We start from the raw sequence: 26,064 nt of genomic DNA, 5'->3' as shown, positions 1-26,064 counted from the left end.
GTGACAGAACTGAACAGCTGGACAACACTTGGCATTACTAGTAGAGAATTATACTTCTCCCGATAGAACAAGGTGCGAACCCGAACACCCCTTTGTTCCATCTCTTGACCAGGGCGGCCTGAACAACCGCCCTGTTTTCTTTTGTTAACCTTGCAGCAGTTGAAGTGCTGACTGAGGTCTCTGGTTGGCCTGTGACAGGATGCTTGAGGCCGCCTGTTGCAGAATATTCTGTTTGGTCATGTTGGCCGTTTCGATAGCAAAGTCTGCATCACGGATACGGGAACGAGCTGCGCTGACGTTTTCCGAGATGTTAGCCTGGTTACGGATGGTCGAATCCATTCGGTTTTGCACTGCACCAAGCTCGGCGCGTTTGCCATCAACCACTTCTAACATAGAATCGACAGCGGCTAATACGTCCTGTGCATTGCTCTGGCTACTGATGCTGATTCCACCAGCAGTTGAACCACTTATAAAAGTTGTCGCTTTACCCGCGGCAGCTGCAATACCAGAGATGCTGAATCCACCAGCTTGACTCAAGCTGAAACCGATAGTCTGGTTGGCATCCGCACCCACCTGGAAAGTACCACCAAACGAACCATCAAGAAGCTTAGTTCCTGCAAAAGTCGTTGCATTAGAAATCCTGTTTACTTCAGCTCCAAGCTGATCCACCTCTTTTTGCAGCGCTTCACGATCCTTGGCAGAGTTGGAACCGTTAGCCGACTGTTGTGCCAAAGTACGCATACGCTGCAGCATGCCGGTCACTTCATCCATGGCCCCTTCAGCAGTTTGTGCCAAGGAGATGCCGTCGTTGGCGTTGCGGTTACCTTGATCCAGACCGTTGATCTGGGAGGTCAGACGGTTGGAGATTTGCAGACCAGCCGCATCATCTTTTGCGCTGTTGATGCGCAGGCCGGAAGCCAGACGAGTATAGGAAGTATCCAGTGATTTGGTCGCATTCATCATGTTACGCTGCGCGTTGAGTGATGATACGTTAGTGTTGATAAAAAGGCCCATGACTATTCTCCTAAGCTATTAAATTTACTCTTCTATTTGCTCTGGCTTTATTATTTTCTGTGCCCGATGCGTCTTATTTAACGGCTCGTTTTTGGATGTCTTTAGCGTTTTTTTCAACGCTTCATCGCATTAACGCCGCTTACCTTATATATCGGCGGGTCGGGGGGAAACTTAAGGAAAAAATCGGACCTAAACCTGTGATGGGCTCAACCTTCTGAAGCTAGCCAACGGCAGGGGGCAAACGAGACACTACCGTTCGTGCTGCGAGAAAAAATCCGTCCCGACTCTCAATTTTGTCGAGCACTGTTGGCGATTGGGCTCACCAGCCCCTAAAATCGCGGCCCCATCAACAATTTAGCGTGAGTTGTTCTCCATGCAGACACTGGTTGAGCAGATTGTTTACATCAGCGACATGTTTGGTACTGCGGTATTCGCGTTTTCAGGGGTATTGGTGGCTGGCCGACTCAGAATGGACGGGTTTGGCGTCATGGTTTTGGCGGCGGTCACTGCCATCGGCGGCGGCACCATCCGTGATATGATCCTGGGAGCCACCCCCGTGTTTTGGGTGCGCGATCCCCTCTATATCTGGGTCGTCATTGCGACGGCGCTGATCGGTATGTGGATGGTCAAGCTGCCCCGCAGGATGCCCTGGTATGTGCTGCCGGTGGCGGATGCCTTCGGGCTAGCCCTCTTTACCGTGATCGGTGCCCAGAAGGCCCTCAATTTCGGCACCCCAGGGCTGATTGCCGTGATCATGGGCACTATGACCGGGGTTGCCGGTGGCATGATCCGCGATGTACTGGCGCGGGAGGTTCCCATGGTGCTGCAAAAAGAGATCTATGCCACCGCCTGTATCCTTGGCGGCATTCTCTATACCCTGGCGCTTGAGGCCAACATGGACAGGGTAACGGCCATGCTCATCTGCATGACGGCCGTGTTTGGCCTACGGGTCGCGGCTATCTACTGGCATCTTTCGCTACCGACCTTCTCCCTGCAACGCAATTGAGAGCAGGCCCACAGCGTCATCATGTCGCTGTGGGCCACGCGTTGAACCAAATAGGCTTTTCTGTTGTCATAGAAGCAGTCGTTGTTAGCCGGAACTTCTCATGCGCAAAATCGGTATGCTTACCACCCTTCTCCTGGCGAACGTGACGGCAGCCCACGCCGAAGCACAAGTGGTATTTGGACGACTGGCCTCGGCGCCGGTGCAGCAGTTCAACCAGCAGATACGCCAGGCAAGCCATCAACAGCAAAACTGGGTTAATGACTACCGTGAGGTAGCTCTGCGATTCGTCGGTCATGGTGACACGCCCAGCCGCATCCATGCCCAGCAACTGGACAATGACTTGGTGCTCTCGGTCGCCCTCGACGGCAGCAAGAGCGACATGATCTACATCCTGACCCTCTATCGCAGCAACAACCTGTGGCAGATGCGGGAGGCAGAAATGGGCTGGCGTTGTCAGGGGCAAGACTCCTTCACTCCGGTTCCCTGTCCCTGATAGTCATTGCTCACTCTGTGAAATAAAAAATCCGGCACATTGGCCGGATTTTTTATTGAAGGTGAAAAACACGCTTACGGGCGGTACACCTTGACGTTGTCAAAGCCCTTCTCTTTCAGATAGAGCGCCTGCAGCTTGCTCATCACACCGCGATCGCAGTAGAGCAGATAGGTCTTCTCTTTGGGCAGATCGCCAAAGGCGGTAGCCAACTTGAAGAAGGGGATATGCAGCACTTCACGATCTTCCACCACCAGCGGCTTCTCGTCGTGTTCGTCGGCAGAGCGGATATCCAGGATCACCTCGTCAGCGCCCAGCACCTGAGTCGTTTCCACCTCTTGCACTTCAGCGGCAGTCTCTTCACCGATACGGCGGATATCGAGGTAACGGGCCTCAGAGACCACCTTGTCCAGAATGGAGAAGTCAAAATTGGCCTCTTCCTCTTCAATGCGGGAGAGCTCGGCCTTCACGGTCGGCTTCTTGGAGATGACACCGCAATACTCCGGCATGGTCTCGGCAAATTCCAGGGTGCCGATACGGCGGGCTTCGTTGATGATATCCGGCTTGTCCCAAGTGATGAGCGGGCGCAGGATCACCTTGTCGGTGACCCGGTCGATCACGTTCAGGTTGGTGAGAGTCTGGCTGGAGACCTGACCCACACACTCACCGGTCACCAGCGCCGGGATCTGGAATTCATCGGCCACCTTGGCGGCAGCACGCATCATCATCCGCTTGAGCACCACCCCCATCAGACCGTTATCGATCTTCTCGAGGATCTCGGCAACCACCGGCTCGAAGTCCACCGCAGTGAAACGTACCCGATGGGAGGAGCCAAAGCGGTTCCACAGATGATAGGCCACCTGCTTGACGCCGATTTCGTGGGCAGCACCGCCCAGATTAAAGAAGCAGTAGTGCACGCGGCAGCCGCGCTTGATGAACTGGAACGACGCCACACCGGAGTCAAAACCGCCGGAAATGAGGCTCAGCACATCTTCCTGAGTGGCGATGGGCATGCCGCTCAGCCCCTGATGGATGGCGCTGACGATAAAGAGCTCCTCGCCGTCGATCTCGAGGTTGATCTTCACATCCGGGTTCTTGAGGCGCACACCATTGCTTTCGCAGTGCTGGTTCAGACCGCCCCCCACATAGCGCTCAACCTCGAGGGAGGAGAACTCATGCTTGCCGTGGCGCTTGGCGCGCACGCAGAAGGTTTTGCCCTTGAGCTGGTCGCCCCACACGGCTTTCACCTGCTCGAAGATGTCGTGCAGATCGGTAAACTTGCTGGCCTGAACCTCGAGGAAAGCCTGAATGCCCGGAATACAGGCCAGGGCTTCGATAGCCTGCTCGCGGAACTGGTCATTGCGGGAGCTCACAATCAGCTTGTCCCAATCCATCCGTACGCGGGCATCGTCGTCGAAGCGGCGCAGGACATTGCGGATATTGCCCTGCAGGATTTTGATAAAGCGCTGGCGAACCGACTTGCTCTTGATGGTGATTTCCGGGAACAGCTTGATAATGAACTTCATGGTAATGACTCGGGTGACCTTGATTTAAGGGCGCGAATTATATCAGAACTTTGTGGCCAACGCCTACTGGATGAGCGTTTGCTCACATTACCCCACGCAGTGTTTGCCGTGCAGCGCCAATCTTGCGTATATTCCCGACCCTGCGCCTCGCCAGATTTTTGACAACAGACTGATCCGATGAAGACCTATATCTACTACCCCGGCATGGAGGTACGCGACGAGCTCTGGCTCAAATTTGCCCTGCTCTATCTGGAGCGGCTTGCCTTCGTCTTCACCGTCAGCGAAAAGAGCGGCCTCACCGCCCTGCTCGATACCTTGCAACAGCAGACCGATCTGCTGGCCGAACGGCCCGATGCCGCCTTCTTTGCCGCCATTACCCCGCAACTGGAGAGCCAGATAAGCGGCCTGGTGGCCCCCGATTTCGTCCGCCACAAGGTGTTTGGCAACAAGGAACTGATTGGTCGCTGGCGTCAGGAGGCCAACCACGACTGCTTCTGCCCGGATCAGGCGGGACTGGAGCGACTGCACGGCTTTTGCCTGACTCACGGCTTTGCGACCCGGGATGAGGGTGGGATCAGAATGGCGCGGCGCTTTGCCAACCTGATCTCCATGCGCCTCGCCCGTGAGTGGGCACTCGCCAATGACGGGGCGCTCATTACCGATCACGACTATCTCGACCGCCTGCTCCATCTGCTCGAATCCCGCTACCACAATCGCGGTGGTCAGGATTGCTTCCACCTCGAGATCCCGTTGCAAGTGCCCACTCACCTGGCCGACATTCCGTTTGCAGAGCTGATTGCCCTGCGCGGGCGCAGCGGCTTTCGCCAACAGCTGGCCGAATTTCATCTGGCCCTCGACAACCTGCTCACCATGCTGGGTAGCGGCTATGCCGACTCGGCGGCCGTGACCCGCTTTGAGCAGGCTCAACAAGGGCTCAATCAACTGCTCGGGCCCGAGACCCTCAGCATGCCACTCACCACCCTGGTCAGCACCAGCCTGCCCGCCGTAGCCATGCTCCACCAGTTAAAAGCGAGCCATCCCGAAAGCCGCCTCATCGTCCATCCCATCAAGAAGAGCCACTTTCACCAACGCAAGAGCCAGCACTTCTTCACCCGGCTCGGTCATCTGCGCCAACAGGGCTGAATTGGCGGAATGAAAAAGGGGTTGGCATCTGCCAACCCCTCTCGTTATCTGCGGCCTACCAATCATCACCCCGGTGATTGGCCCGCTCTTGCGCCTGCCTGCGCGCCTCCATCACCCTGTCACGGCGGATATTGGCAGGGGTACAAGCAAACTGTTTCTGATAGCAACGCGCAAAACTCTCGGAAGCAGGTTCGAAAGGTGAATAGAACCCGGTACGTTCAGGAGAAACATGGTGATCACCATGATTGGTTGTGGCACAACCCGAACTCATCAGCACCAGCAAGGGACACAGAACACGCAGCAAAAGAGAACTCCCGATTGGATTTGAATGAATTCGTAATTATTCACAAATTAATTCATTCAATCAAATATTGATGCATTTCAAATGGTTAATTACATTCACCTCAATGGCTGCCGACAAAACGATCAATGGGTGATGGTGCCGGCATCACCGTCAGGATGCACCACGCGAAACTCGATGCGATCGCTGTTGCCTGCTTCATCCACCACCACCAGCTGATAGCGCCCCGCCACACTCAGCACCTGATCGCCATCCCAGCGCAGCCGCTGGCCGTTGAGAAACCAGGCTGGCTTGCCGACACCGCCGAGCACCTTAGGCTGCAACCGATAGCGCTGGCTGCGGATAAGGTTGCCCTCCCCCAGCGCCACGATGCGAATGGGAGCCTGCAGCTCGGCACTCTGCTCTTCCCCTGCACAACCGCTGGCCAGCAGTGCCTGCCGTCGCTCGCCGGGGGACCGCCACGGCTCCAGCGACAAAGGCCAGAGTGCCCGAAAACCGGATTGCGCCGCATCTTGGCAGCGTGCCAGGGTCGGCTTGCCTTCGGTAGTGAGTGCAACTTGGCGCAGCGGCGAGGGCCAGTCCATGGGATCCGGCAAGGTGGGAGGATCGCGCCCTTCCAGCAACCAGGCGCTCTGGCGCTGCAAACAGGCCTCAGGCAGGGTCGCGCTCATTTTGCGCCCCAGCGGCCAGCAGAACTCGGCTTCGCTCACCGTATTGGGCTGTGCCGGCAGAGGGCTGTTGTCCGAGAGCCGCGAGTAGACCGAGAGCAGCAACGGCACCGCCGCGCTCTGACCGTAGAAACCGGGCATGGGGGTACCGTCGGGGCGCCCAAGCCAGACGCCGATGGTCCAGCGACCGGAGACCCCCATCGCCCAGCTGTCGCGATAGCCATAGCTGGTGCCGGTCTTCCAGGCCAGCCTGTTGACCCTGCCGGTTGCCTCACTGGCAAAAGGCTGATCAGCCCGTCCCTGGGCGCTCAGGATCTGCCAGATGATCCAGGCAGCCCCCGGGCTCAGCAAGGGGCGCGACACCGCCTGCTGCCCCGCCAGCCAGACCGGCATCGCCACCTGCCCCTGCCGAGTGAGCGAGCTGTAGAGCGCCACCAGCTGCTCGAGTCGAATGCCCGCTGCCCCCAGCGCGATGGCCGGATTGGGCTTGTCGGAAAGGGCCAGCCGCACCCCGGCGTTGTCGAGGCGGCTGACCAGCTTGTCGGGCCCGAGCGCCTCCAGCACCTGCACCGCCGGCACGTTGAGGGATTGCTGCAGTGCCTGAGCGAGGGTCACCGGCCCCTGAAAGGCGCCGGAAAAGTTGGCGGGGCGATAGTCAGATCCCAGCCTCGGCGCATCGGAGAGCAGGGAGGCCGAGTGCACCAACCCTTCATCCATCGCCAGACCGTAGATAAAGGGCTTGAGGGTGGAGCCGGGAGAGCGGATTGCCTGCACCATGTCGAGATAACCGTGGCGGCGCAAATTGCCATACTCGGCGCTGCCCACATAAGCGCGCACAGCCATGGTTTTGTTATCTACCAAGAGCAACGCCGCTGAGGTCTGCTCGGGGAAGCGGCGAATGTAGCTCGCCACCCGCCCCTCCAACCAGCGCTGCAGATCGCCATCAATGGTGGTGTGCACCAGCGCCCCGGCCTGATGGTCGGCGGCGAGACGGGCAAAGAGCGGCGCCTCCATCGGCGTGAAGTGACCGCGGGCCAGCACTGGCTCGATACGTCCCTCCAACCACACCGGCTCGGGCCAGACGCCCTGCGCCACCAGCCGCTGCATTACCTTGTCACGGGCGGTGCGGGCCCGCTCGGCATGCCGGTCCGGCCGGTTGCGGCTGGGAGCCTGCGGCAGCACCGCCAAGAGCGCAGCCTCGGCATAGGTCAGCTTGGCGGCGCTCTTGCCGAGATAGGCAAAACTTGCCGCCTGCACCCCCTCTAGGTTGCCGCCAAACGGCGCCCGGTTGAGGTAGACGGTGAGCAAGGTGCGCTTGTCGTAGTGCCACTCCAGTTGCAGCGCGCGCGCCATCTGGCGCAGCTTGCCGGGCACGCTCCTGTGATAGGGCTCGATAAGGCGCGCCACCTGCATGGTGAGGGTCGAGCCGCCCGACACGGCCCGCCCATAGCGCAGCCACTGCCAGACCCCGCGCACCATGGCCACCGGATTGACTCCGGGATGACGCCAGAAATAGCGATCCTCGTAACCCAGCAACGCCTCGATATAGCGGGGTGAGACCTGCTCCAGGGTAACGGGGTAGCGCCACACGCCGCTGGTATCGGCAAAGGCGCGCAGTGGCCGCCCCTTCATGTCGAGCACCACCCGTGCGTAGGCGGGGTCGAGTGGTGGCGGCGGGAAAATGCGATCCAGCGCCAGCAATGACAGGAGCAGTGCGACAACTCCCAGCACCGAGAAGAGCAGCCAGCGTGGCAGGCCACCAAGCCAGCGCCAGCCTGCGCGGCCGCTGCGACCTAATTTCAGCCAGCCACGCTGCCAGAAAGTGAGCGGGCGAACCCGCTCAAGGGAGGGAACATTACTCAGAGATGATCACCTCATGGATATCCTCACCCACAGCCCGCAGCTCGGGCCGGTACATATCCTCCACCTGGGTCGGCGGCACCTGATAGCGACCCGGCGTCACCGCCCGCATCAGGTAGACCAGTTGCTGGTTGCTCCCCTCGCTCAGATCCAACGCTGCCGTGTAGCGGTCATCGCGAAACTCCTGATGCTTGAGATAATCGTTCCATTCGCTCTGCCACGCCGGTTTCCCCTCGATGGAGAGCTCTTCCAGCTTGATGCTGTTGCCAAGGGCCGGGTTCTCCAGCTCGAAGCCGGCGGGCACCATCTCCACCAGCAGGGCATCGGGCACCGCCGATTCGCTGCTGACGTTGAGCCGCACCACCACCAGATCGCCCACCTTCACCTTGGCGGGATCAAACGGCTGACCGTCGCTGTTGAACCAGCTGCGGGTCACGCTCATCCCCTTGCTGATCCGTGCCGGAGCCTGTTCGGGGTAACCAACCAGAGTGCGCTGCACATAGAGGGATCCCTTGCCCTCGTTGGTGACGGTGCTCGCCGCCAGCGCCTCGGGGGCGCCCTGCTGCAGCGGTGCCGAACCGCTCAGGGGTCCACTGCCAAGAGAGGAAGTTACCTTGGCCTGCCAGTCGGCGGCCGGATCGAAGCGGGCGAGTCGCAGCAGGGCGAGTCGCTCCTGAGTGCTGAGCCACTGACGGTGAGCCAGGGCATCGGCCACCTTGGCACTGAGGGCTGGCCAGCGATCCGCAGCCAGCTTGTGTTGGCGCAGCAGGGAGAGCTCAAGGGCTTCATCGCGCAGCGGCGAGCCGTAATCCCCCAAGTAGTCGTCACCGCGCTCGGTCCCTAGCGCCCGGCTGAGGGCCTTGGCGGCGTTCTGCTCATCCCCCATGGCCGAGAGGGCCAGCGAGAGGTGCAAGAGTGGCAAACCGGAGCGAGCGTGATCAGCCTGCTGCTCCAAGATAAGGCGCAGGGTAGCGAGCGGCGCCTTGCCCACCCGGGCCAACACATAGGCACTGTAAGCCTGATAGGCCAGCCGGCTGTGCTCGGGGGCACTGCTCCAGCGCTCGCCATACTGGCTGTCGGTAAGATAGCTCTGCAGCCGGTTCAGCGCCTGATTGAGCATTGCCTCCGGCACGGCGTCGCCCGCCTCCTTGCGCGCCAGCAGGTAGTCGGCGGCATAGGCGGTGAGCCATTGCTCCTCGTCGGAGCGACCATCCCACAGGCCAAAACCGCCGCTTGGCAGTTGCAACCGCTGCAGCCGTTGCAGCAGGGCGCGTTGCACATCCGCCTCGCTCGCCGCTTTCTTGCCCTCTGCGGGTTTGCTCCAGGCGGCCCGCTCATCGGCCGTGGTCAGCAAGTAAGGCCAGGCACGGGACAGGGTCTGCTCCAGACAGGCGTAGGGGTAGTCAGCCAGCGCCTGCCACTGGGCTGCCGGATCCCAGGGCGGAGTACCTGAGAGGCTGAGCAGCCCCTGCAGATTGGCGCGATCCAGCCCGGCCAGCTCACTTTGCGCAAAGCTCATCTGCTGGCCGGGGGCCAGCATCTGGTAGCGCTGGCGAGTCTCGGCCGGCCAGGGGGAACGCAGCGGCAAAGTCCAGTCGCGGCTGATGGCAAAATCCTTGCCGCTGGCCGCCAACTGCAGGCTCGCCACACCGCTCGCCCCGGTCACGGTGAGCGGCAGGGTCAACCACTGCTCTTCGCCATTTTTAAGGGAAAGGTTGCCAGGCAGCTCGCCGTTTGCTTTGAGCCCACCGTTGAGGGTCCAGACAAGGGAGAGGGTCTGATCCTCGCCGCTCATGTTGCGTAGCTGCACCAGCGCCCGGGTCTCATCCCCTCTGGCGCCAAAGCGCGGCCAGCCGATCTCGGCCACCAAGGGCGCCACCACCTTGACGGCGCGCTCGGCCTCCCCGACCTGCTGTTCGTTCCAGGCCAGCGCCATCAGCGCCAACTCGCCGTTGAAGTTGGGCAGATCGAGCGGGATCACCGCCTTGCCACTCTCATCAAAGCTCACCTCGCCACTCCACAGTGCGGCGATCTCGACCCGGCTCTCCAGCGCGCCACCCTTTTTCAGCGGCGCCCGATCGCCCCCGTAGTTGAGGCGGGCCAGCTTGCCATCTTGCGGCGGGATCACCTGGCCGTAGTTGTCGAACAAATCTTGAGCGAAGCGCTTGCGACCAAAGAAGATCTCGAACGGGTCGAGCGGCTGGTAGTCGCTGATATTGAGCACGCCCCGATCCACCGCCGCCAGCACCACGCGCCCCTGACTGTTGGGGGTGGAGGTGGCGGTCACTTCCAGCCGGGTAAGCGGCACCGCTTTATCCGGTGCGCTCAGGGTAAGCGGCAGACGACGCGTTTCCCGATCCAGGGTGAGCGGCACCAGTCCGACCGAGCGCAGGCTCTGCCCCTGTTGCTTGCCGGACGGTTTGGACGCGCTGTCTGGCGCGGCGATCTGGGCCGATATATGCAGGTCATGACGCTGCCACTCGGGACTGACCGGGATCTCGAACTCGCCGCGGGCATCCTTGGCATCGCCACCTGCGCCCTTGAGCTCGATGCGCTGCCACCAGCGCAGGCCGTCGCCATCCTCCACCAGCAGCAACCCCTTGCCGGGGCGCGGGGCCACCAGCGTCACTTTGGCCTTGTCACCCGCCTGATAGGCGCGCTTGTCGAGGGTGATGGCAATCTTGTCGGGCCGTGCCTGCTCGCCACCACCGCCCCAGGCGTAACTGCCTATCTCCACCCGTAGGCTGGATTGATGACCCTGACTGTTCTCAACCTCCAACCGATACCAGCCCGCCGCCAGTTGCAGCGTGAGCGGGGTCGGCCCCTTGCCATCCAGCTGCAGGGTTTGCTCCTGCTCCAGATAGGGCTGGCTGTTGAACTCGTACTTCCACCCCTCGCCATCGGCGTAGTGCCAGTAGTAGTCGCGGTACTCGTTGATAAGGCGCACTTTCACCGCCCCCGCCACCGGTTGGCCCTTGTCATCGAGGTTGAGGATCTGGAAGGGCAGAGGCTTGCCCCCCTCTACCCGATCGGCCACGAAATCGGCCTTGAGTGCCGGCCACTGGCTGCCTGCAGGCCAGCCATACTGGGTGCGGCTGCGATTGACAGCGCGGCCACCGGGCTCGGCGAGCGATACCCGATAGGCCACCTCCAGCGGCCCGAGGGCGCGCACCCCATCGAGCTCATCAGCTAACGAAAAAGTCCCCTGCCCCTGCGCATCGAGGGTGAGATTGAGGGGCTCGAGATCTTTGGCCTGCTCCGCGAGCAGCACGTCACCCAGAGTGAACTCCTGCCACTGGGTAAAGGGCATGGTGGCGCGGCTGATCTTAACCTCCGCCTTCGCCTTGGTGGCGCTCGCCGGCGCGCCGTAGAGATAGTCCCCTTGCAGTGGCAGCGTCAGGGCAGCGTCCAGACTCGTGACTTCCCCATCCGGCCCCTTGCCAAGCTGCAGTTTCAGCCGTTCCGGCAGAAACTCCTCCACCAGGAAAGGCCACTCGAAGCGGCTGCCGGCGGCGGTCTTGAGGTTGATGGTCCAGCGCCCGAGCGGCGCATCGTCCGGCAGACGCAGGCCGTAGTGGGCGGCGCCAAGGCTATCGGGTAGCAGCCGTTTCTGTTCGAGCAATTGACCGTCCGGCTGCTTCACCTCCAGCTCCACCGCCATGCCGGGCAACAGCTGGCCATCCTGCCCCTTGAGCAGGATCTCGCTGTCGAGCCGCTCGCCGGGACGATAGAGATCGCGCCCGCTGAACAGATAGAGCTGCTGGGCCTGCCAGGGCTGGGTGCCGAGATCGAAGGTGGAGAGATCGAGCGCAGCCCCATCGAGGCGCAGCACCGCCAGATGGTTGCCCTGTTCGGCCAGCAGCAAGCGAGCCCCCTGCACCTGATCAAAGCGGCGATGGCCCTGCGGATCAGTGGTTTGCACCTGCAGCCGGTTGCCCTTCTCGTCGAGCAGGGAGAGCTGCACATCCTTGAGCGGGTCGGCGCTGGCCAGGGAGCTGACAAACACCTCCAGCTGATCGCGGTAACGACGGGCACTGAGCCCCATGTCGCTCACCGCAAAATAGGTGGTCTCCTTGCGCCAGTCGTAATTGCCAAGGGGCGACATCACTGCAAAATAGACACCAGCCTCCGCCAGCTGCGGCTCCTTCACATTGATAAGGCGGGTCTCGCGCCGGTTGGCATCGAGCTCCAGCGCATAGCGGCCGCTGAATACCCGCTTGGCCCGCTGGGTGATCTGCTCAAGCTCCCAGTTCCCCATGCCGGCACCGGGGCGATATTCCGCCAGAAAACGGGGCAGATATTCCGCATCGACCCGAAAGAAGTCGATATTGACCTCATCCACATTGACCGCACTGATGGGCAGGCGCAGCTCTTGGCGCAGCGGCAATACCATGCCGCTGGCGGTAAAGGAGGCCCCCGCCTCCAGCGGCCGGGTCTTGAGGGTCCAGCTCTGAGGGGATGGGCCCAGCCCCGCCTTGAGGCTCACCTCGTAGCTTTTATCGGGCTGAACGTTCGGAAAATAGAGGGTGCGGCCATCTTCGGCGAGGATCCACTCCCCCTGCACCTGCTTGCCCCCCTCACTGACCCCGAGCCAGCTCTGCCAATTGGCCTTGGGCGCCAGGGGGCCGGAGAAGACCAGCGCCAGTGCCGGCGCATCGCGATATTGGCGGGCATTGGCCTGCACTACAGAAGTTGGCGCCCCGGCCTCCTGCTGGGCAGTCGATTCTGTGGTCGGTACTTGGCTGGTGGGTTTGTCAGGGCCGCAGCCAGACAGCAAACCGACTACCCCGCAAAGCAGCAGGGTTGACCAGCGGCGGCGCAAAGCGTCGGTTCCAGCGGTAGAGCGGTGAGAAGCAGAGGGAGAGTCGAAGAGGCGCATAAGTTCCATCCCGAGTTGGAGCGCTGCAAACGCAGCGTGGCTGGAAACAGGATAAGGCATCCTGCTCACCCGACACAAAGCTCATTACCCGAATGGGCACAATTCCTCCCCCCTGCAGCACGAGAACCCCCTTGCCCACTGATCCAGTGCGGCAAGGGTTGTCATCTAGTCGTGGCTGGTCTCGTTTTTTGCTCCGCCTTTGAACCAGCGAAACAGGATGGCCATGACGGCCGCCAGAAACAGCACCAGCGAGGTAATCAGCAGGGCCCGGGTCAACAGTTCGCTGTGGTGGAGAAAGAAGGGGGTATTCATCGCCAGCTTGCCCACCAAACTGAGGCAGAGCGCCCACATAAAGGCACTGGCAAAGCTGGCCACGCACATGCGCAGCACGCTCAGGCGGCCAATCCCCATCAGCATGGGGGTCAGCACCCGTACGAACGGGATAAAACGGGAGGAGAACATCGCCAGAAAACCGTACTTTTTCAGCAGCCGGGTCGCCTTGGGCAGGCTGTCGGGAGGCAACATCCGTTCGATATGATCCATAAAGCGGGTGCGCTGCAGTGCCCGTCCCTGCCAGTAGGCGAGCACGGAACCTATGCCAGCAGCCAACGGCAGATAGACAAGAGTCACTTCGGGGCCAAACACCCCCATGCCCACCAACCCACCGGCCAGCAGTACCAGGCTGTCCCCCGGCAGGGGCAGGAAGACGAATGCGGACTCCAGCAGCAGTACCAGCATCAGGCAACTGATCAGCAGGGGTACCGCCTGCATCTGAACCAGGGCGTCAAAATCCTGATGCCAAATGGCCATCAGCATATCCAGCATGTCACTCTCCCTACTACACGGTTCATCATGAACGAGGCAGGGGTTATAGCACCCATCCCCTGAACAAAACGTTAATTTTGTCCGGCACAGGAAATAAAGTGTGTCGAAATATTGCTGCAATTAGGGAATGCAAGGAGGGCGAAAAGCAGAAACAAAAAGCCCCTCATCTTGCACGCACAAGGGAGAGGGGCAAACAGGCACAGAAATAAAACGGTTACTCGGCGGTGGCCATCTGCCAGGTTTTGAAGCCGCCGGAGAGGTTTTTCACCTTGAAGCCGTGCTGGCTCAGCAAGCGGCAGGCGACATGGCCGCGCAGCCCGACCTGACAGCTGATCAGCAGCTCTTTCTCTTTGGGCAACTCATGGAGGCGACCACGCAACTCGTCGAGGGGGATATGCAGTGCCCCCGGAATGCGGCCCAGCTTGTCAAGCTCGGGGCCATTGCGCACATCCACCACTAGCTGATGGGGGTTACGAGCCTGCACCTCGGCCACGTGGCAGAGCAGGGTGTCCCCCTTCAGGTGGTTGCTTGCCACGAAGCTGGCCATGTTGATCACATCCTTGGCCGATCCAAAGGGCGGCGCATAGGTGAGCTCCAGATCCTGCAGGTCAAACACGGTGAGACCGGCGCGCTGGGCCACCGCCAGCACGTCGATGCGCTTGTCGATGCCATCCTTGCCGATGGCTTGGGCACCGTAAATCTTGCCATTCGGGGCAAACAGCAGCTTGAGGCTGACCGGATGGGCGCCGGGGTAGTAACCGGCGTGGCTGCCCGGGTGGACATAAACCTTCTCGAACGGCAATCCCAGTTGCACCAGTCGCTTCTCGTTGAGGCCGGTGCTGGCCACCGCCAGATCGAACAGCTTGCAGATGGCGGTCCCTTGCGTTTTCTTGTAGGTTTCGCTTCGGCCCAACATATTGTCGGCGGCGATGCGCCCCTGCCGGTTGGCCGGGCCCGCCAGCGGGATCAGCACAGATTCGCCGGTGACAAAATCTATCTCTTCCACCGCATCCCCCACCGCGTAGATAAAGGGGTCCGAGGTACGCATCCCGGCATCGACCTTGATGCCGCCCCGTGGGCCCAGCTCCAGCCCCGCTTTGGCGGCGAGCAGAGTTTCCGGCTTGACGCCGATGGCGAGGATCAAGAGACCGGTATCAAGATGGGAGCCGTCATTGAGGGTCAGGCGCAGGCCACCGCTTTTGGCGGTCGGCACGGCGGAGGTTTTCTCGGCAGGCAGATCCAGACTCTCGATGGCGGTGAGGCCGGTGCGCAGGCGCAGGTCGATCCCCTCTTCCCGGATGCGGGCATGGAGCATGTTGGCCATCTCCTTGTCCACCGGCGCCATCACCTGATCGGCCAGCTCCAGCAGGGTGACATCCAGCTTGCGCTGATGCAGCGCCTCCATCATCTCCAGCCCGATAAAGCCGCCGCCCACCACAGTGACGTGGCGCGGCTGATCGTGATGCAGGGCCGCCAGAATGCGATCCATGTCCGGGATGTTGCGCAGGGTATAGACATGGGGGCTGTCGATACCGGGGAAGGGAGGACGGATCGGCGCCGCCCCCGGGCTCAGCAGCAGCGCATCGTAATGCTCGCGCTGCTCTTCACCGGTTTGCAGGTTGCGCACCAGCAAGGTCTTGCCCGCCTTGTCGATCTCAATCACATCGTGGAAGACCCGCACATCGACGTTGAAACGGCGCTTGAAACTCTGGGGAGTCTGCAGCAGCAAGGCATCCCGGTCGGGGATATCGCCCCCGATGTGATAGGGCAGACCGCAGTTGGCGAAGCTGACAAACTCGCCCCGCTCGAACATCACGATCTCTGCCTCTTCACTCAAACGACGAGCACGAGCCGCCGCCGATGCGCCCCCCGCGACACCACCGATAATCAGGATCCGTTTCATCAGCAAGACTCCTCATACATGATAATGGGCAATAAATTAGACTTTTCTAATTTAGAATTCAATGAAATTTTGTTTCACACCATTTTGCAGTATTCTTGCAACCCCGACGGTTGCTTAACAGGATGTTGTTTGTTCATGTCGTCTACCGCACTCAGTCATCTTCCTCCTGCCCTCCAGACGCCACTCTTTTTCCGTCTGGACCTGCGCAGTCAACGGCTGGTCGCCCTGACCGACGTGATGCAAACCCCGCTCTACTGGCTCGACGAACCGCGCGCCCCCTGGCCTGCCCAGCTGCCCGATGCCCTGTGCCTGCCCATCGAACAACTGCTGGCCAACGGCCATGGCGGCAAGATCACCGTGCGCTTTGCCAGCCAGCTCTGGCATATCGCCCTCGCCCACGAGCAGGATGGCTTCTGGCTCATCTGTCTGCAGAACCTTCGCCAGGAGCCCATCGCCGACCTGGCATTGCAACTGCCGCGCCTCAGCCAGATGGCGAGCCAGCAACAGTATGCGCCCCTGCTCGAGGCCCTTAAAGAGAGTTTGGGGGCCGATCGGCTCATCCTCTGGCACTATCAGGCCAACGGCGATCTCGGCAGCGAGCAACTCACCCCGGTGTTCACCCTGGGGGTCGAGGCGCTCTACCCCATTCGTGGTGACAGCCGCTATATCCGCGCCCTGCGTACCCGCAAATCGTTGAGTTTCTCGGAGGCGGCCCACCAGCCGATGCTGAGCAATCACCTCTATCTGACCAGTGCCGGTGTGCGCTCACGCCTCGATGGTGCCCTGCTGGAGCAGGACAAGCTGTTCGGGGTGCTGAGTCTGGAGTATCTCGATCCCACCCCGCTTAGCGAGGAGATGTTGCAGCTGGTGCGCAGCAGCGCCCAGCTGCTCGGCCACTGGCAACCGCAACCGGAAGAGCACCGCGCCGAGCTGGCCCTCCCGCCCGAGCTGCACCAGCAGACCGGCATCGACTACTGCAAGACGCTGGTAAGCTGGGCCATGAGCGCCAGCGGTGCCCGGGTGGGCTGGATCGGCGAGTTCCAGCCCCGCGGTCAGGATCTCTGGATCATCCCCCGCTGCGTCATCAACGAGGAGATCTGCTCCACCCTCAAGCCCATCCAGCTCGACCCTGGCCCCGCTCAGGAGCTGTTCCAGCACGGTCAGGCCATCTATGTGGAAGATCTGCCCGTGCGCTATCCCAAGGCGACCCGGCTGCTCGCCCTCAATGCCAGCGCCTACATCGGCATTCCGCTCCATGCTCAAAGCGGCGCCCCCATTGGCCAGATCACCCTGCTGCTCGATACCCCTCTTGAGGAGCCCGAGCAGCTGCTGGATCTATTGAGCAGCCAGCACGAGCGGGCCGCCATCGAACTCAAGCGCCTCGCCACCGACGATGCCCTGCGGCTGGCCGAGGTTGCCTTCAATACCCACGATGGGCTGATCGTGATGGATCACAACGGCATCATCCTCAAGGTCAACCACTCCTTCAGCCGGATCACCGGATTTGGCGAGGTAGAGGTGATCGGTCACTCCATTCGCAAGCTGCGCCCCACCTATTACGGGGATCATCTCAAGGAAGATGTCAGCCGCACCGTCAACGAGCAGGAGTTCTGGCTCGGGGAAGAGCGCTGCCTGCACAAGGATGGTCACCTCTTTCCGGTGCGCTTGATGGTGAACGGCGTCAAGGATGAGCAGGGGGAGCTCAGCCACTTTATCTGCAGCTTCTACGACATCACCCAGGAAAAAGAGGCGGCCAGACACATCGAGCAGCTCGCCTACTACGACGATCTCTGCGGTCTGCACAACCGGCGCAGCCTCAACCATATTTTGCAGCAGACCCTGAGCGCCACCAACGGCCAGTGGGGCGCCCTGCTGCTGGTGGATCTCGACAACTTCAAGTCGATCAACGACTCTCTCGGTCACGCCTGCGGCGATCTGCTGCTGCAGGCGGTGGTGCAGCGTTTCAGGGAGCTGCCCCAGGACAATCTGGTACAAGCGCGCATCTCGGGGGATGAGTTTGCCCTGCTCTTTACCCAGCTGGGACAAGGGGAAGTCACCGCCAAAATTCTGGCAGAGCACTTCGCCCGCGAGCTGATGGGGCTGTTTCGCACCCCGTTCGACATCGGCGATCACAAACTGCACTGCAGCGCCTCGGTGGGGATCAGCCTCTTCTCCGGCAACGAGACGGATCATCTGGTCCTGATGCAACAGGCCGACACCGCGACCCACATGGCCAAGCGCGCCGGTCAGGGCCACTACGTCTTCTTTACCGAGGCGATGGCCCAGCATGAGAAGAACCGGCTGACCCTCACCAATGAGCTGCGCGATGCCCTGCGTCACCACGAGCTGCAACTCCACTACCAACCGCAATACCGGGTCGATAATGGCTCACTGTCGGGTATCGAGGCGCTGCTGCGCTGGCAGCGCAGCGACGGCACCATGGTGCCGCCCGGGGAGTTTATCCCCATCGCCGAAGAGACCAGCCTGATCCTCGAGATCGGCTACTGGGTGATGAAGACCGCCTGCGCCCAATACAGCTTCTGGCTCAACCGTGGCCTGCTGATCCCCCATCTGTCGGTCAACGTCAGCGCTCGCCAGTTCCACACCCAGGGCTTCGTACAACAGGTGGAGTACATCTTGCGCGACACCGGTGTGCCCCCCTCCCGCCTGCTGCTGGAGGTGACCGAATCGGTAGTCTTGGAGAATCGGCAGGAGAGTATTGCCAGAATGCGCCAGCTCAAGGAGCTCGGCATCCTCATCTCCATCGATGACTTCGGTACCGGCTACTCGTCGCTGGCCTATCTGCGGGATCTGCCCGCCGACGAGGTGAAACTGGACAGAAGCTTCATTCAGACCCTGGTACACAGCGAACAGGACAGAGCCATCGTCAAGGCGATACTCGATCTGGCCCAGGTCTTTCGTTTTACCGTCACCGCCGAAGGGGTGGAAGAGGAGGCGCAGCTGGCCATCCTCAAAGCACTGGGATGCCAGCATTATCAAGGGTTTCTCACCAGTCGGCCGCTCACCGTCAAGGGGCTGGAGCAGCTGCTTGGCAGCCGGGCGCCGGACTAAAGGTGTAGGATCAATAGGGGTTTATGTAATAAAATAACGGCCTGCTCGAATCGTTGGAGTTGTTTATGTCTGTCATTAATCGGATCCCTGCCGTTGAAATCAGCCAGCCAGCCGGAGCTCACGGCACCGTTGGCCGGATCCATTCCGTCGAAACCTGCGGCACTGTCGATGGCCCGGGAATACGCTTTATCGTATTCATGCAAGGCTGCCTGATGCGCTGCAAGTACTGCCACAACCGCGATACCTGGGATACCGAAGGTGGCCGCGAAGTGACCGTACCGGAGTTGATGAGTGACATCACCAGCTATCGCCACTTCATGAATGCCTCCGGCGGTGGTGTGACAGCGTCCGGCGGTGAAGCCATGCTGCAACCCGCTTTCATTACCGAACTCTTTACCGCCTGCAAAGAGAAAGGGATCCACACCTGTCTCGACACCAACGGCTTCGTCCGTCATCTCGACGAACAGGTGGACAAGCTGCTCGACCAGACCGATCTGGTACTGCTCGACATCAAACAGATCAATGACGAGAAACACATTCCGCTGACCCACGTCAGCAACAGATACACCCTGGAGTTTGCCCGCTATCTGGCAGCCAAAGGCAAGACCATGTGGATCCGCTACGTGGTGGTACCGACCTGGAGCGATGACGACGAGAGCGCCGAAGGGCTGGGTCAGTTTATCGCCGAGCTGGGCGAGAGCGTGGAGAAGGTGGAGCTGCTCCCCTACCATGAGCTCGGCAAACACAAGTGGGATGTGCTGGGCGACCCGTACGAGCTGAGCGGGATCAAGCCCCCCAGCAAGGAGACCATGGAACGGGTCAAGGGCATCCTCGGCAAGTACCACAACAACGTGAAATATTGATGTGCAAGCAGGCTGACTCGTCAGCCTGCTCTGTTTTCGGGTGGCAGGGATCTGGCTGCCCCGCGTAATCTGACTGCCTCGTGAGTGAATGAATGATGAGTGAAGGACAACTCGCCGCTCTTCTGATCTGGCTGCTGCTACTGACTTTCAGCCTGCGCCGCACCCTGTGGCAACTGCTTCATGACAACCCCCTCTACCAGCATCTGCTGCTGGGGAGCGCCATCGCGCTGGTGCCGCTCTGGACGCTGCGTGCCGGGCTGCACGACGGACTGGAAGTGCATTTTCTCGGGCTCACCACCCTCACCCTGCTGCTGGGCTGGCGACTGGCCCTGCTTGCCCCCTGCCTGACCCTGCTGGTACTCGACTACTTTGGCGTCACCAATCTGGCCGACTTTGGCTGGCAGGCGCTGGTTGGCATTGCCCTGCCGGTAGCCAGCAGCTGGCTGCTGTTTCTGGCCAGCTGGGCCTGGCTGCCGCGCCATCTCTTTGTCTATATCTTCGTTGCCGCCTTTCTCGGCGGCGCCCTCGCCATCTCGACCAAGGTGGCAGCCAGCGCTCTGCTGATGGGGATAAGCGGCAGCTACCCCTGGCATACCATCACGGCAGACTACCTCTCCATCTGGCCGCTGCTGCTGTTCCCCGAAGCCCTGCTCAACGGCATGGCGATGACGGTGCTCGCAATCTACCGCCCCCACTGGGTCAACACCTTCTTCGATCGCACCTATCTGGGCAAATAACTCGTTTTCCCCGATCTGCGCCCATAAAAAAGGAGAGGCCATCGCCTCTCCTTTTGGTATTCCGAATTATGCCAAATCCCAGCTTAGTGCAGCTTCAGGGTCGGGCGCAGTACCCGGTTGATACGACCCACCAGCATGATGAGGCCGGTCTTGACGTAGCCGTGCAGGGCGATCTGATGCATCCGGTAGAGAGAGATGTAAACCAGACGGGCGATGTAACCTTCCACCATCATGGAGCCGCGCATCAGGTTGCCCATCAGGCTGCCCACGGTGGAGAAGCGGCTGAGGGAGACCAGCGAACCGTGGTCGTGGTAGAGGTAGGGCTTCATCTCGCCGCCGTTCATCTTGGCCAGAATGTTCTTGAATGCCTGGCTGGCCATCTGGTGGGCAGACTGGGCGCGCGGCGGCACAAACTTGCCATCCGGCTGCGGGCAGGCGGCACAGTCACCGATAACGAAGATGTTCTCATCACGGGTAGTCTGCAGGGTCTCTTTCACCACCAGCTGGTTGATGCGGTTGGTCTCAAGACCAGCGATATCCTTCATGAAGTCAGGCGCCTTGATACCGGCCGCCCACACCATCAGGTCAGCTTCAATCAGCTCGCCATCCTTGGTGTGCAGACCGTCGCTGGTCGCTTCGGTGATCATGGTGGCGGTACGCACGTCCACACCCAGCTTGACCAGCTCCTGATGGGCGGCGCCGCTGATGCGCTCCGGCAGAGCCGGTAGAATGCGTGGGCCCGCTTCCACCAGGGTCACCTTCAGGCTGTCGGTGGTGAGGTTCTTGAAACCGTAGGCATAGAGCTGCTCGACCGCGTTGTAGAGCTCAGCAGAGAGCTCGACGCCGGTGGCGCCGCCGCCGACGATGGCAATCTTCACCTTGTCGCCCGGCTTATATTCGGTCGCGAACTGCAGGAAGCGGTTCATCATGCTGTTGTGGAAGCGGTGCGCCTGGGAGGGGCTATCGAGGAAGATACAGTGATCCTTGATGCCCTTGGTGTTGAAGTCATTGGAAACAGAGCCGATGGCCATCACCAGATAGTCGTAAGGCAGCTCGCGCTCGTTGACCACGATGTCGCCACTTTCGTCGTGGATCGGGGCCAGCACGATGCGTTTATCGTCACGCTTGATGTCGGTCAGGGTGCCGAGCTGGAAGTCGAAACCGTGGTTCTTGGCGTGAGACTGGTAGCTCAGGGCATCGATGCCCGCATCCATGGAGCCGGTGGCCACTTCGTGCAGCAGGGGTTTCCACAGGTGGGTGCGGTTGCGATCGACCAGAGTGATCTTGGCCTTGTTCTTCTTGCCAAGCTTGCGACCCAGACTGGTGGCCAGCTCCAGGCCACCGGCGCCGCCGCCTACAACGACAATATTCATCATGATGATTTTCCTCGGTTCCTCAAAACGAAAGGGAGCCATTGGCTCCCTAAAACGAAATCGGTCGACGTGATGGATCAGGCTTCTTTGAAGGCCTTCATCCGCTGCAGATGATGCGAGATATTTTTGAACTTATGAGTCTCGCGCTCATCCCACACGATGTCGTAATAGTTCTTCAATTCACGTTCAGTGTCCCGATTATCGCGCACTTCATCCTGAACGGAAAGGATACACAGGCAGTTTCCTGAATTTTTCTTACGAAATTCAGTTACACACTTGGTACCGATATCGTCATATTCTTCCGGCCGGTCGATCTTGCCCTGCATGTTCTCTTCCGGATGGAGGTTGGGGTTGAAGATCACTTGGCGAATGCCGCACAGAAAGCCGATCCGCTCGCTCCAGTAGCCACCAAGACCCACGCCGCAGATCAGCGGCTTGGGATCGGTACTCATATCGAGCTGTTTTTTCACTTCCTTGAGCAGATGGCTCATATCATGACGGGGGTGAACCGTGCTGTAGTGCACGAAACGCACATCATCATCAATAAACTGCAACTGCAGCACTTTCTCGTGATTGCCTGGGCTGGTGGCATCAAAGCCATGCAGATAGATGATCATGGATAAGACCTCAGGATCTGTGTCGGTTTTATCGAAACTACCCCAGCGGCGGCCCCGTGCGCCACCAAAACATCCAACTTTCTTGCTTTGGATCACGCCCCCGCCCCCGATTGCGCCCTGCGGCCCGCGAGCGCCGTCACATGCAGAGGGGCGCATTGCGAGCAACCCTCTGGAGCTTGGCTATCAAAGTGAGATCGCCAGACCGATAATGATAAACCCCTTACCAATCTGAGATGCCCTCACCTCCTTCCCCTGCCAGCAGCCGGGCACTTATCTGGCCGGTATGTGACTCATCCCGCAAAAACAAGGCGTTATCGCCAAACGTTTTCTCTCGTGAGTGGCGTTGTGCATGTTTTGTGCACTGACCCGTGCTGCACCGGATCCCTCTCACTACTGCCGAGGGATCTGGCACCTCTGTCAATACACGAGATCAATGACCGGGAAAGCTGCGGCTTTCACTATCTTGCCTGTAGCAGTTGCGCGGGCTTCAAGGAGTGATCTGTTCATGAACGAGACCAATCCCCCCTCCCCCCGACCGGGTGCGCGCAAGCGCCCGGTGGATGAAGTGGAGCGCATGCTCCCCATGGGCCAACTATTTACCCTGGGCCTGCAACATGTGCTGGTGATGTACGCCGGCGCCGTGGCGGTGCCATTGGTGATTGGCGGCAGTCTGGGGCTGCCCAAGGATCAAATCTCCTACCTTATCAGTTCGGACCTCTTCTGTTGCGGCATCGTCACCCTGCTGCAATGTGTCGGGATTGGCCGCTTTGCCGGGATCCGGCTCCCGGTCATCATGTCGGTCACCTTTGCCGCCGTGATGCCCATGCTGGCCATCGGAGCCAACCCGGATCTGGGGCTGACAGGCATCTTCGGCGCCACCATCGCCGCCGGTATCATCTCGACCCTGCTGGTGCCGCTGATAGGTCGGCTGATGCCGCTCTTCCCCACCGTCGTCACTGGGGTGGTTATCACCTCCATCGGGATCAGCATCATGCAGGTGGGGATCGACTGGATGGCAGGGGGGAAGGGCAATCCGGAATATGGCAGCCTGCGCTATATCGGCACCAGCTTTCTGGTGCTCGTCTTTATCCTGCTGGTGACCCGCTTCACCAAGGGCTTTTTCAGCAATATCTCGGTGCTGCTGGGGATCATCTTCGGTTTCGTGGTGGCCATCGCCATGGGCGAAGTGAGCCTCGATGGCCTCGGCGAGGCAGCCTGGTTTGCCCCCATAGTGCCCTTCGCCTTCGGCTGGCCCACCTTCGATCCCATCTCCATCGCCACCCTGACGGTGATCATGCTCATCACCTTTATCGAGTCGATGGGGATGTTTCTGGCCCTTGGCGACATCGTCGGCCATCCGGCCAGGCGCGGTGATATCGTGCGCGGGCTGCGGGTGGATGGCATCGGCACCATTATTGGTGGGATATTCAACAGCTTCCCCCACACCTCCTTCTCCCAGAATATCGGTCTGGTGAGCGTGACCGGGGTGTCGAGTCGCTGGGTCTGTGTGATGTCGGGGGGGATCCTGCTCGCCTTTGGCCTCATCCCCAAGATGTCGGTGCTGGTCGCCTCCATCCCGCCCTTCGTGCTGGGGGGCGCCGGTATCGTGATGTTCGGCATGGTGCTGGCCACCGGTATTCGCATCCTGGCGCGCACCGATTACAACAGCAACCGTCACAACCTCTATATCGTCGCCATCAGTCTCGGAATTGGCATGATCCCGACGGTCTCCGGGAATTTTTTCCAACAGCTTCCGGCGCAGCTACAACCGCTTTTTCATAGCGGTATTCTGTTGGCCACCATCAGCTCGGTGCTGCTCAACCTCTTCTTCAACGGCTATCAGCCGGATCTGACTCACCAGACCCGCCCCCTGTTCGTTGGCCCCATCAAACCGCAGCAAGAACAGGCATAACAAACAGGCCCCCGGACAGCGAGACTGTCCGGGGGCCAGTTGTTCATATCACCGCTGAACCAATCAGGCAGGCAACTGCGTGAAGCGCTCTACCGCCTGCTCTACTTGTGCCAGACTCCCCTGCCAGAAGGCGGCCTCACGGATATCCTGCCCCAGATGCTTGGCTACCAGATCTTCGGCGCTCATACGGCCGGTATCGCGCAACAAGGCGCGATACGCCTCGGCCACGCCCTCTTCCCCCGCCGCCTTGCGGCTCATCAACTGCTGATAGACCCCGAGGCTGAACAGATAACCGAACAGATAGGGGTAGTTGTAAAAGCCCAGCCCCGCGATGGAGAAGTGCGCCTTGGCCGCCCAGAACATCGGGTGATAGCGGGTCAGACTCCCCTCATACCAACGCCCCCATGCCTCGTCAGTCAGCGCCTTGAGCCGCTCTGCCGGCACATAACCCTGCGCCCGCTCGGCCACCAAGGCCTGCTCGAAATCGAAGCGGGCCGGGATATTGACCAGGAAGGTGGCTGCGCCATCGGCCTCGGCCCAAGCGATGGCCAACTGCTCTTCCGGGCTTTGCGCCTGCCGGAACAGGGCGCTGCGCACCAGGGTTTCGGCGAAGATGGAGGCGGTCTCCGCCAGCGTCATGGGGTAGCTGCGCTGGCTCATCGGCAGATCGCGAATGACCCAGTTGTGCCAGGCGTGGCCCAGCTCATGGGCCAGGGTAATGACGTTATCCATGGTGCCGGCATAGGTAACGAAGACCCGCGGTTCGACCGGTTCGGCAAACTTGGTGCAGTAGGCGCCGGTGCGGCGATTTGGCGTGGGCGCAGCATCAATCCACCCCTTCTCGGCCATCATGCGGGCAAATGCCCCCATCTCGGGATCGAAACGGCTAAAGGCATCGGCAATCAACTCGATCGCCTCATCAAAAGGAATGTCACGGCTGCTGGCGGCCGGAGGCGGCGCAAAGAGATCCTCCGGCCCCAGATCGTCGAGACCAAGGCGCTCGGCCATCAGCCCCAGGGCGCGCTGACCCAACCCACGGGCTCGCCAGGTTTCGCTCATCAGGGCATCGAGGGTGGCACGCTCGATATGGCTCTGGTGGCAAGAGAGATCCAGCGCATCGAGCAACCGGGTGTTGCCACGCTGACGGGCCAGCTCCAACCGCCAGCCGTTGATGGCATTGAGGATAGCGGCGACCGTCTCCTGCTCCCCTTCCCAACCGGCGCTGATGGCATCAAAGGCTTCTAAACGCAGCGCACGTATCGGGCTGGAGAGCAGATTGCTCGCCTCGGCCAGCCCCATCTCGCGGCCATCAATGGTTAACCGGATCTTGCCCACCAGATCGTTATAGAGGTTGCCCCAGGCGTGCAGACCATCGGTGCCCAGACCGATCACCAGCTGCTCCGCCGCCACCGGCAAGCGCTGATCCTGCAAACGACGCTCATGGCGCAGGCGGTACGCCTCTTCACCGAGCAACGGATCCCTCATCAGCGCGGCGAATTCCTCCTCCGGCAACACCAGCATCAGATCTTCCACCGGCGCCAGGATCTTGAACAGATCGGCGTTGAGGGCGCGGGCACGGGACGCCAGCTGTTTGGCCTGCGGATCCCGCGCATCCTGACTGCCGCGGCACGCGGCCAGAATGGCGACGTTCCAGCCGATATGGCGAATATCACGGGCGCGCAGCCGCACTTCCCGCAAGAAATCCAGCAGCGCTGCGTCATCGTCGCGCACCCCGTCCAGACCCGCCATATAGCTGGCCAGCTCTTCCAGCGCGTGGCGGGCTGCGCGCATGTCCGCTTCCAGCTCGGTGCTGTCGAGGCCCGGGTAGATATGGTCGTTATTCCACTGTTGTTGATACATAACTTCTCGCAAAGG

General features: G+C 60.6%; 16 protein-coding genes. 7 read left to right on the top strand and 9 right to left on the bottom strand.

Annotated features, from left to right (window positions below; translation table 11 throughout):
• Positions 1–144 precede the first annotated feature (144 nt).
• Positions 145–1,014, bottom strand: a complete 870-nt coding sequence (locus tag AB5Z02_RS07665) for a flagellin (RefSeq protein ID WP_042083804.1) — start codon at positions 1,012–1,014, stop codon at positions 145–147.
• Between the two features lie 373 nt (positions 1,015–1,387).
• On the opposite strand from AB5Z02_RS07665, the gene AB5Z02_RS07660 reads away from it, so the two are divergent.
• Together AB5Z02_RS07660 and AB5Z02_RS07655 are read left to right on the top strand one after the other, a co-directional pair.
• Complete coding sequence (locus AB5Z02_RS07660; RefSeq protein ID WP_005333975.1) at positions 1,388–2,020, top strand: trimeric intracellular cation channel family protein; 633 nt, start codon at positions 1,388–1,390, stop codon at positions 2,018–2,020.
• Positions 2,021–2,120: 100 nt separating this feature from the next.
• A complete protein-coding gene (locus tag AB5Z02_RS07655) occupies positions 2,121–2,513 on the top strand; it encodes a hypothetical protein (RefSeq protein WP_005333978.1) in 393 nt (130 codons plus the stop codon).
• Between the two features lie 74 nt (positions 2,514–2,587).
• On the opposite strand, the gene thiI is transcribed toward AB5Z02_RS07655, so the two are convergent.
• A complete protein-coding gene (gene thiI, locus AB5Z02_RS07650) occupies positions 2,588–4,036 on the bottom strand; it encodes a tRNA uracil 4-sulfurtransferase ThiI (protein WP_368215766.1) in 1,449 nt (482 codons plus the stop codon).
• A gap of 177 nt (positions 4,037–4,213) precedes the next feature.
• On the opposite strand from thiI, the gene AB5Z02_RS07645 reads away from it, so the two are divergent.
• Positions 4,214–5,179 (top strand): hypothetical protein, encoded by a 966-nt coding sequence (locus tag AB5Z02_RS07645; RefSeq protein WP_279495898.1) that lies wholly within the window; start codon positions 4,214–4,216, stop codon positions 5,177–5,179.
• 426 nt (positions 5,180–5,605) lie between these two features.
• On the opposite strand, the gene pbpC is transcribed toward AB5Z02_RS07645, so the two are convergent.
• The 4 genes from pbpC to AB5Z02_RS07625 form a co-directional block, all read right to left on the bottom strand.
• A complete protein-coding gene (pbpC, locus tag AB5Z02_RS07640) occupies positions 5,606–7,951 on the bottom strand; it encodes a penicillin-binding protein 1C (RefSeq protein ID WP_368215826.1) in 2,346 nt (781 codons plus the stop codon).
• Positions 7,952–8,003: 52 nt separating this feature from the next.
• Positions 8,004–12,887, bottom strand: coding sequence for an alpha-2-macroglobulin (locus AB5Z02_RS07635; protein WP_368215764.1), 4,884 nt, complete (start codon positions 12,885–12,887; stop codon positions 8,004–8,006).
• Positions 12,888–13,052: 165 nt separating this feature from the next.
• Positions 13,053–13,712, bottom strand: a complete 660-nt coding sequence (locus tag AB5Z02_RS07630; RefSeq protein ID WP_005353037.1) for a DedA family protein — start codon at positions 13,710–13,712, stop codon at positions 13,053–13,055.
• 214 nt (positions 13,713–13,926) lie between these two features.
• Positions 13,927–15,615, bottom strand: coding sequence for an FAD-dependent oxidoreductase (locus tag AB5Z02_RS07625; protein WP_368215762.1), 1,689 nt, complete (start codon positions 15,613–15,615; stop codon positions 13,927–13,929).
• Between the two features lie 135 nt (positions 15,616–15,750).
• Between AB5Z02_RS07625 and AB5Z02_RS07620 the strand changes: the two genes are divergently transcribed.
• The 3 genes from AB5Z02_RS07620 to AB5Z02_RS07610 all read left to right on the top strand — a co-directional run bounded on the left by AB5Z02_RS07620 (position 15,751) and on the right by AB5Z02_RS07610 (position 20,287).
• The gene (locus tag AB5Z02_RS07620) at positions 15,751–18,687 is read left to right on the top strand and encodes an EAL domain-containing protein (protein ID WP_368215760.1); all 2,937 of its coding nucleotides are present in this window, start codon (positions 15,751–15,753) and stop codon (positions 18,685–18,687) included.
• A 65-nt stretch (positions 18,688–18,752) separates the two neighbouring features.
• Positions 18,753–19,550 (top strand): pyruvate formate lyase 1-activating protein, encoded by a 798-nt coding sequence (pflA, locus tag AB5Z02_RS07615; RefSeq protein WP_005333994.1) that lies wholly within the window; start codon positions 18,753–18,755, stop codon positions 19,548–19,550.
• A gap of 95 nt (positions 19,551–19,645) precedes the next feature.
• Positions 19,646–20,287: an energy-coupling factor ABC transporter permease gene (locus AB5Z02_RS07610; RefSeq protein ID WP_368215825.1), complete on the top strand. Its 642-nt coding sequence runs from the start codon at positions 19,646–19,648 to the stop codon at positions 20,285–20,287.
• A gap of 83 nt (positions 20,288–20,370) precedes the next feature.
• Here the strand turns inward: AB5Z02_RS07610 and AB5Z02_RS07605 are convergent, their stop codons facing one another.
• Both AB5Z02_RS07605 and ycfP read right to left on the bottom strand, forming a co-directional pair.
• On the bottom strand, positions 20,371–21,663 hold the full coding sequence (locus AB5Z02_RS07605; RefSeq protein WP_236302424.1) for an NAD(P)/FAD-dependent oxidoreductase: 1,293 nt from the start codon (positions 21,661–21,663) through the stop codon (positions 20,371–20,373).
• A 74-nt stretch (positions 21,664–21,737) separates the two neighbouring features.
• Positions 21,738–22,277 carry an alpha/beta hydrolase YcfP gene (gene ycfP, locus AB5Z02_RS07600; RefSeq protein ID WP_005334000.1) on the bottom strand — a complete coding sequence of 180 codons (540 nt, stop codon included), beginning with the start codon at positions 22,275–22,277 and terminating at the stop codon, positions 21,738–21,740.
• Between the two features lie 505 nt (positions 22,278–22,782).
• Between ycfP and AB5Z02_RS07595 the strand changes: the two genes are divergently transcribed.
• Positions 22,783–24,189: a nucleobase:cation symporter-2 family protein gene (locus AB5Z02_RS07595; RefSeq protein WP_005353050.1), complete on the top strand. Its 1,407-nt coding sequence runs from the start codon at positions 22,783–22,785 to the stop codon at positions 24,187–24,189.
• 63 nt (positions 24,190–24,252) lie between these two features.
• Here AB5Z02_RS07595 and AB5Z02_RS07590 read toward each other — a convergent pair whose 3' ends face one another.
• Complete coding sequence (locus tag AB5Z02_RS07590) at positions 24,253–26,049, bottom strand: M3 family oligoendopeptidase (RefSeq protein ID WP_368215758.1); 1,797 nt, start codon at positions 26,047–26,049, stop codon at positions 24,253–24,255.
• Positions 26,050–26,064: the final 15 nt, after the last annotated feature.

It is taken from the genome of Aeromonas sp. R2-3, from assembly GCF_040908375.1.
GTDB classification, from domain to species: Bacteria; Pseudomonadota; Gammaproteobacteria; order Enterobacterales; family Aeromonadaceae; genus Aeromonas; species Aeromonas veronii.
This window is presented reverse-complemented; position numbering and strand designations above follow the sequence as displayed.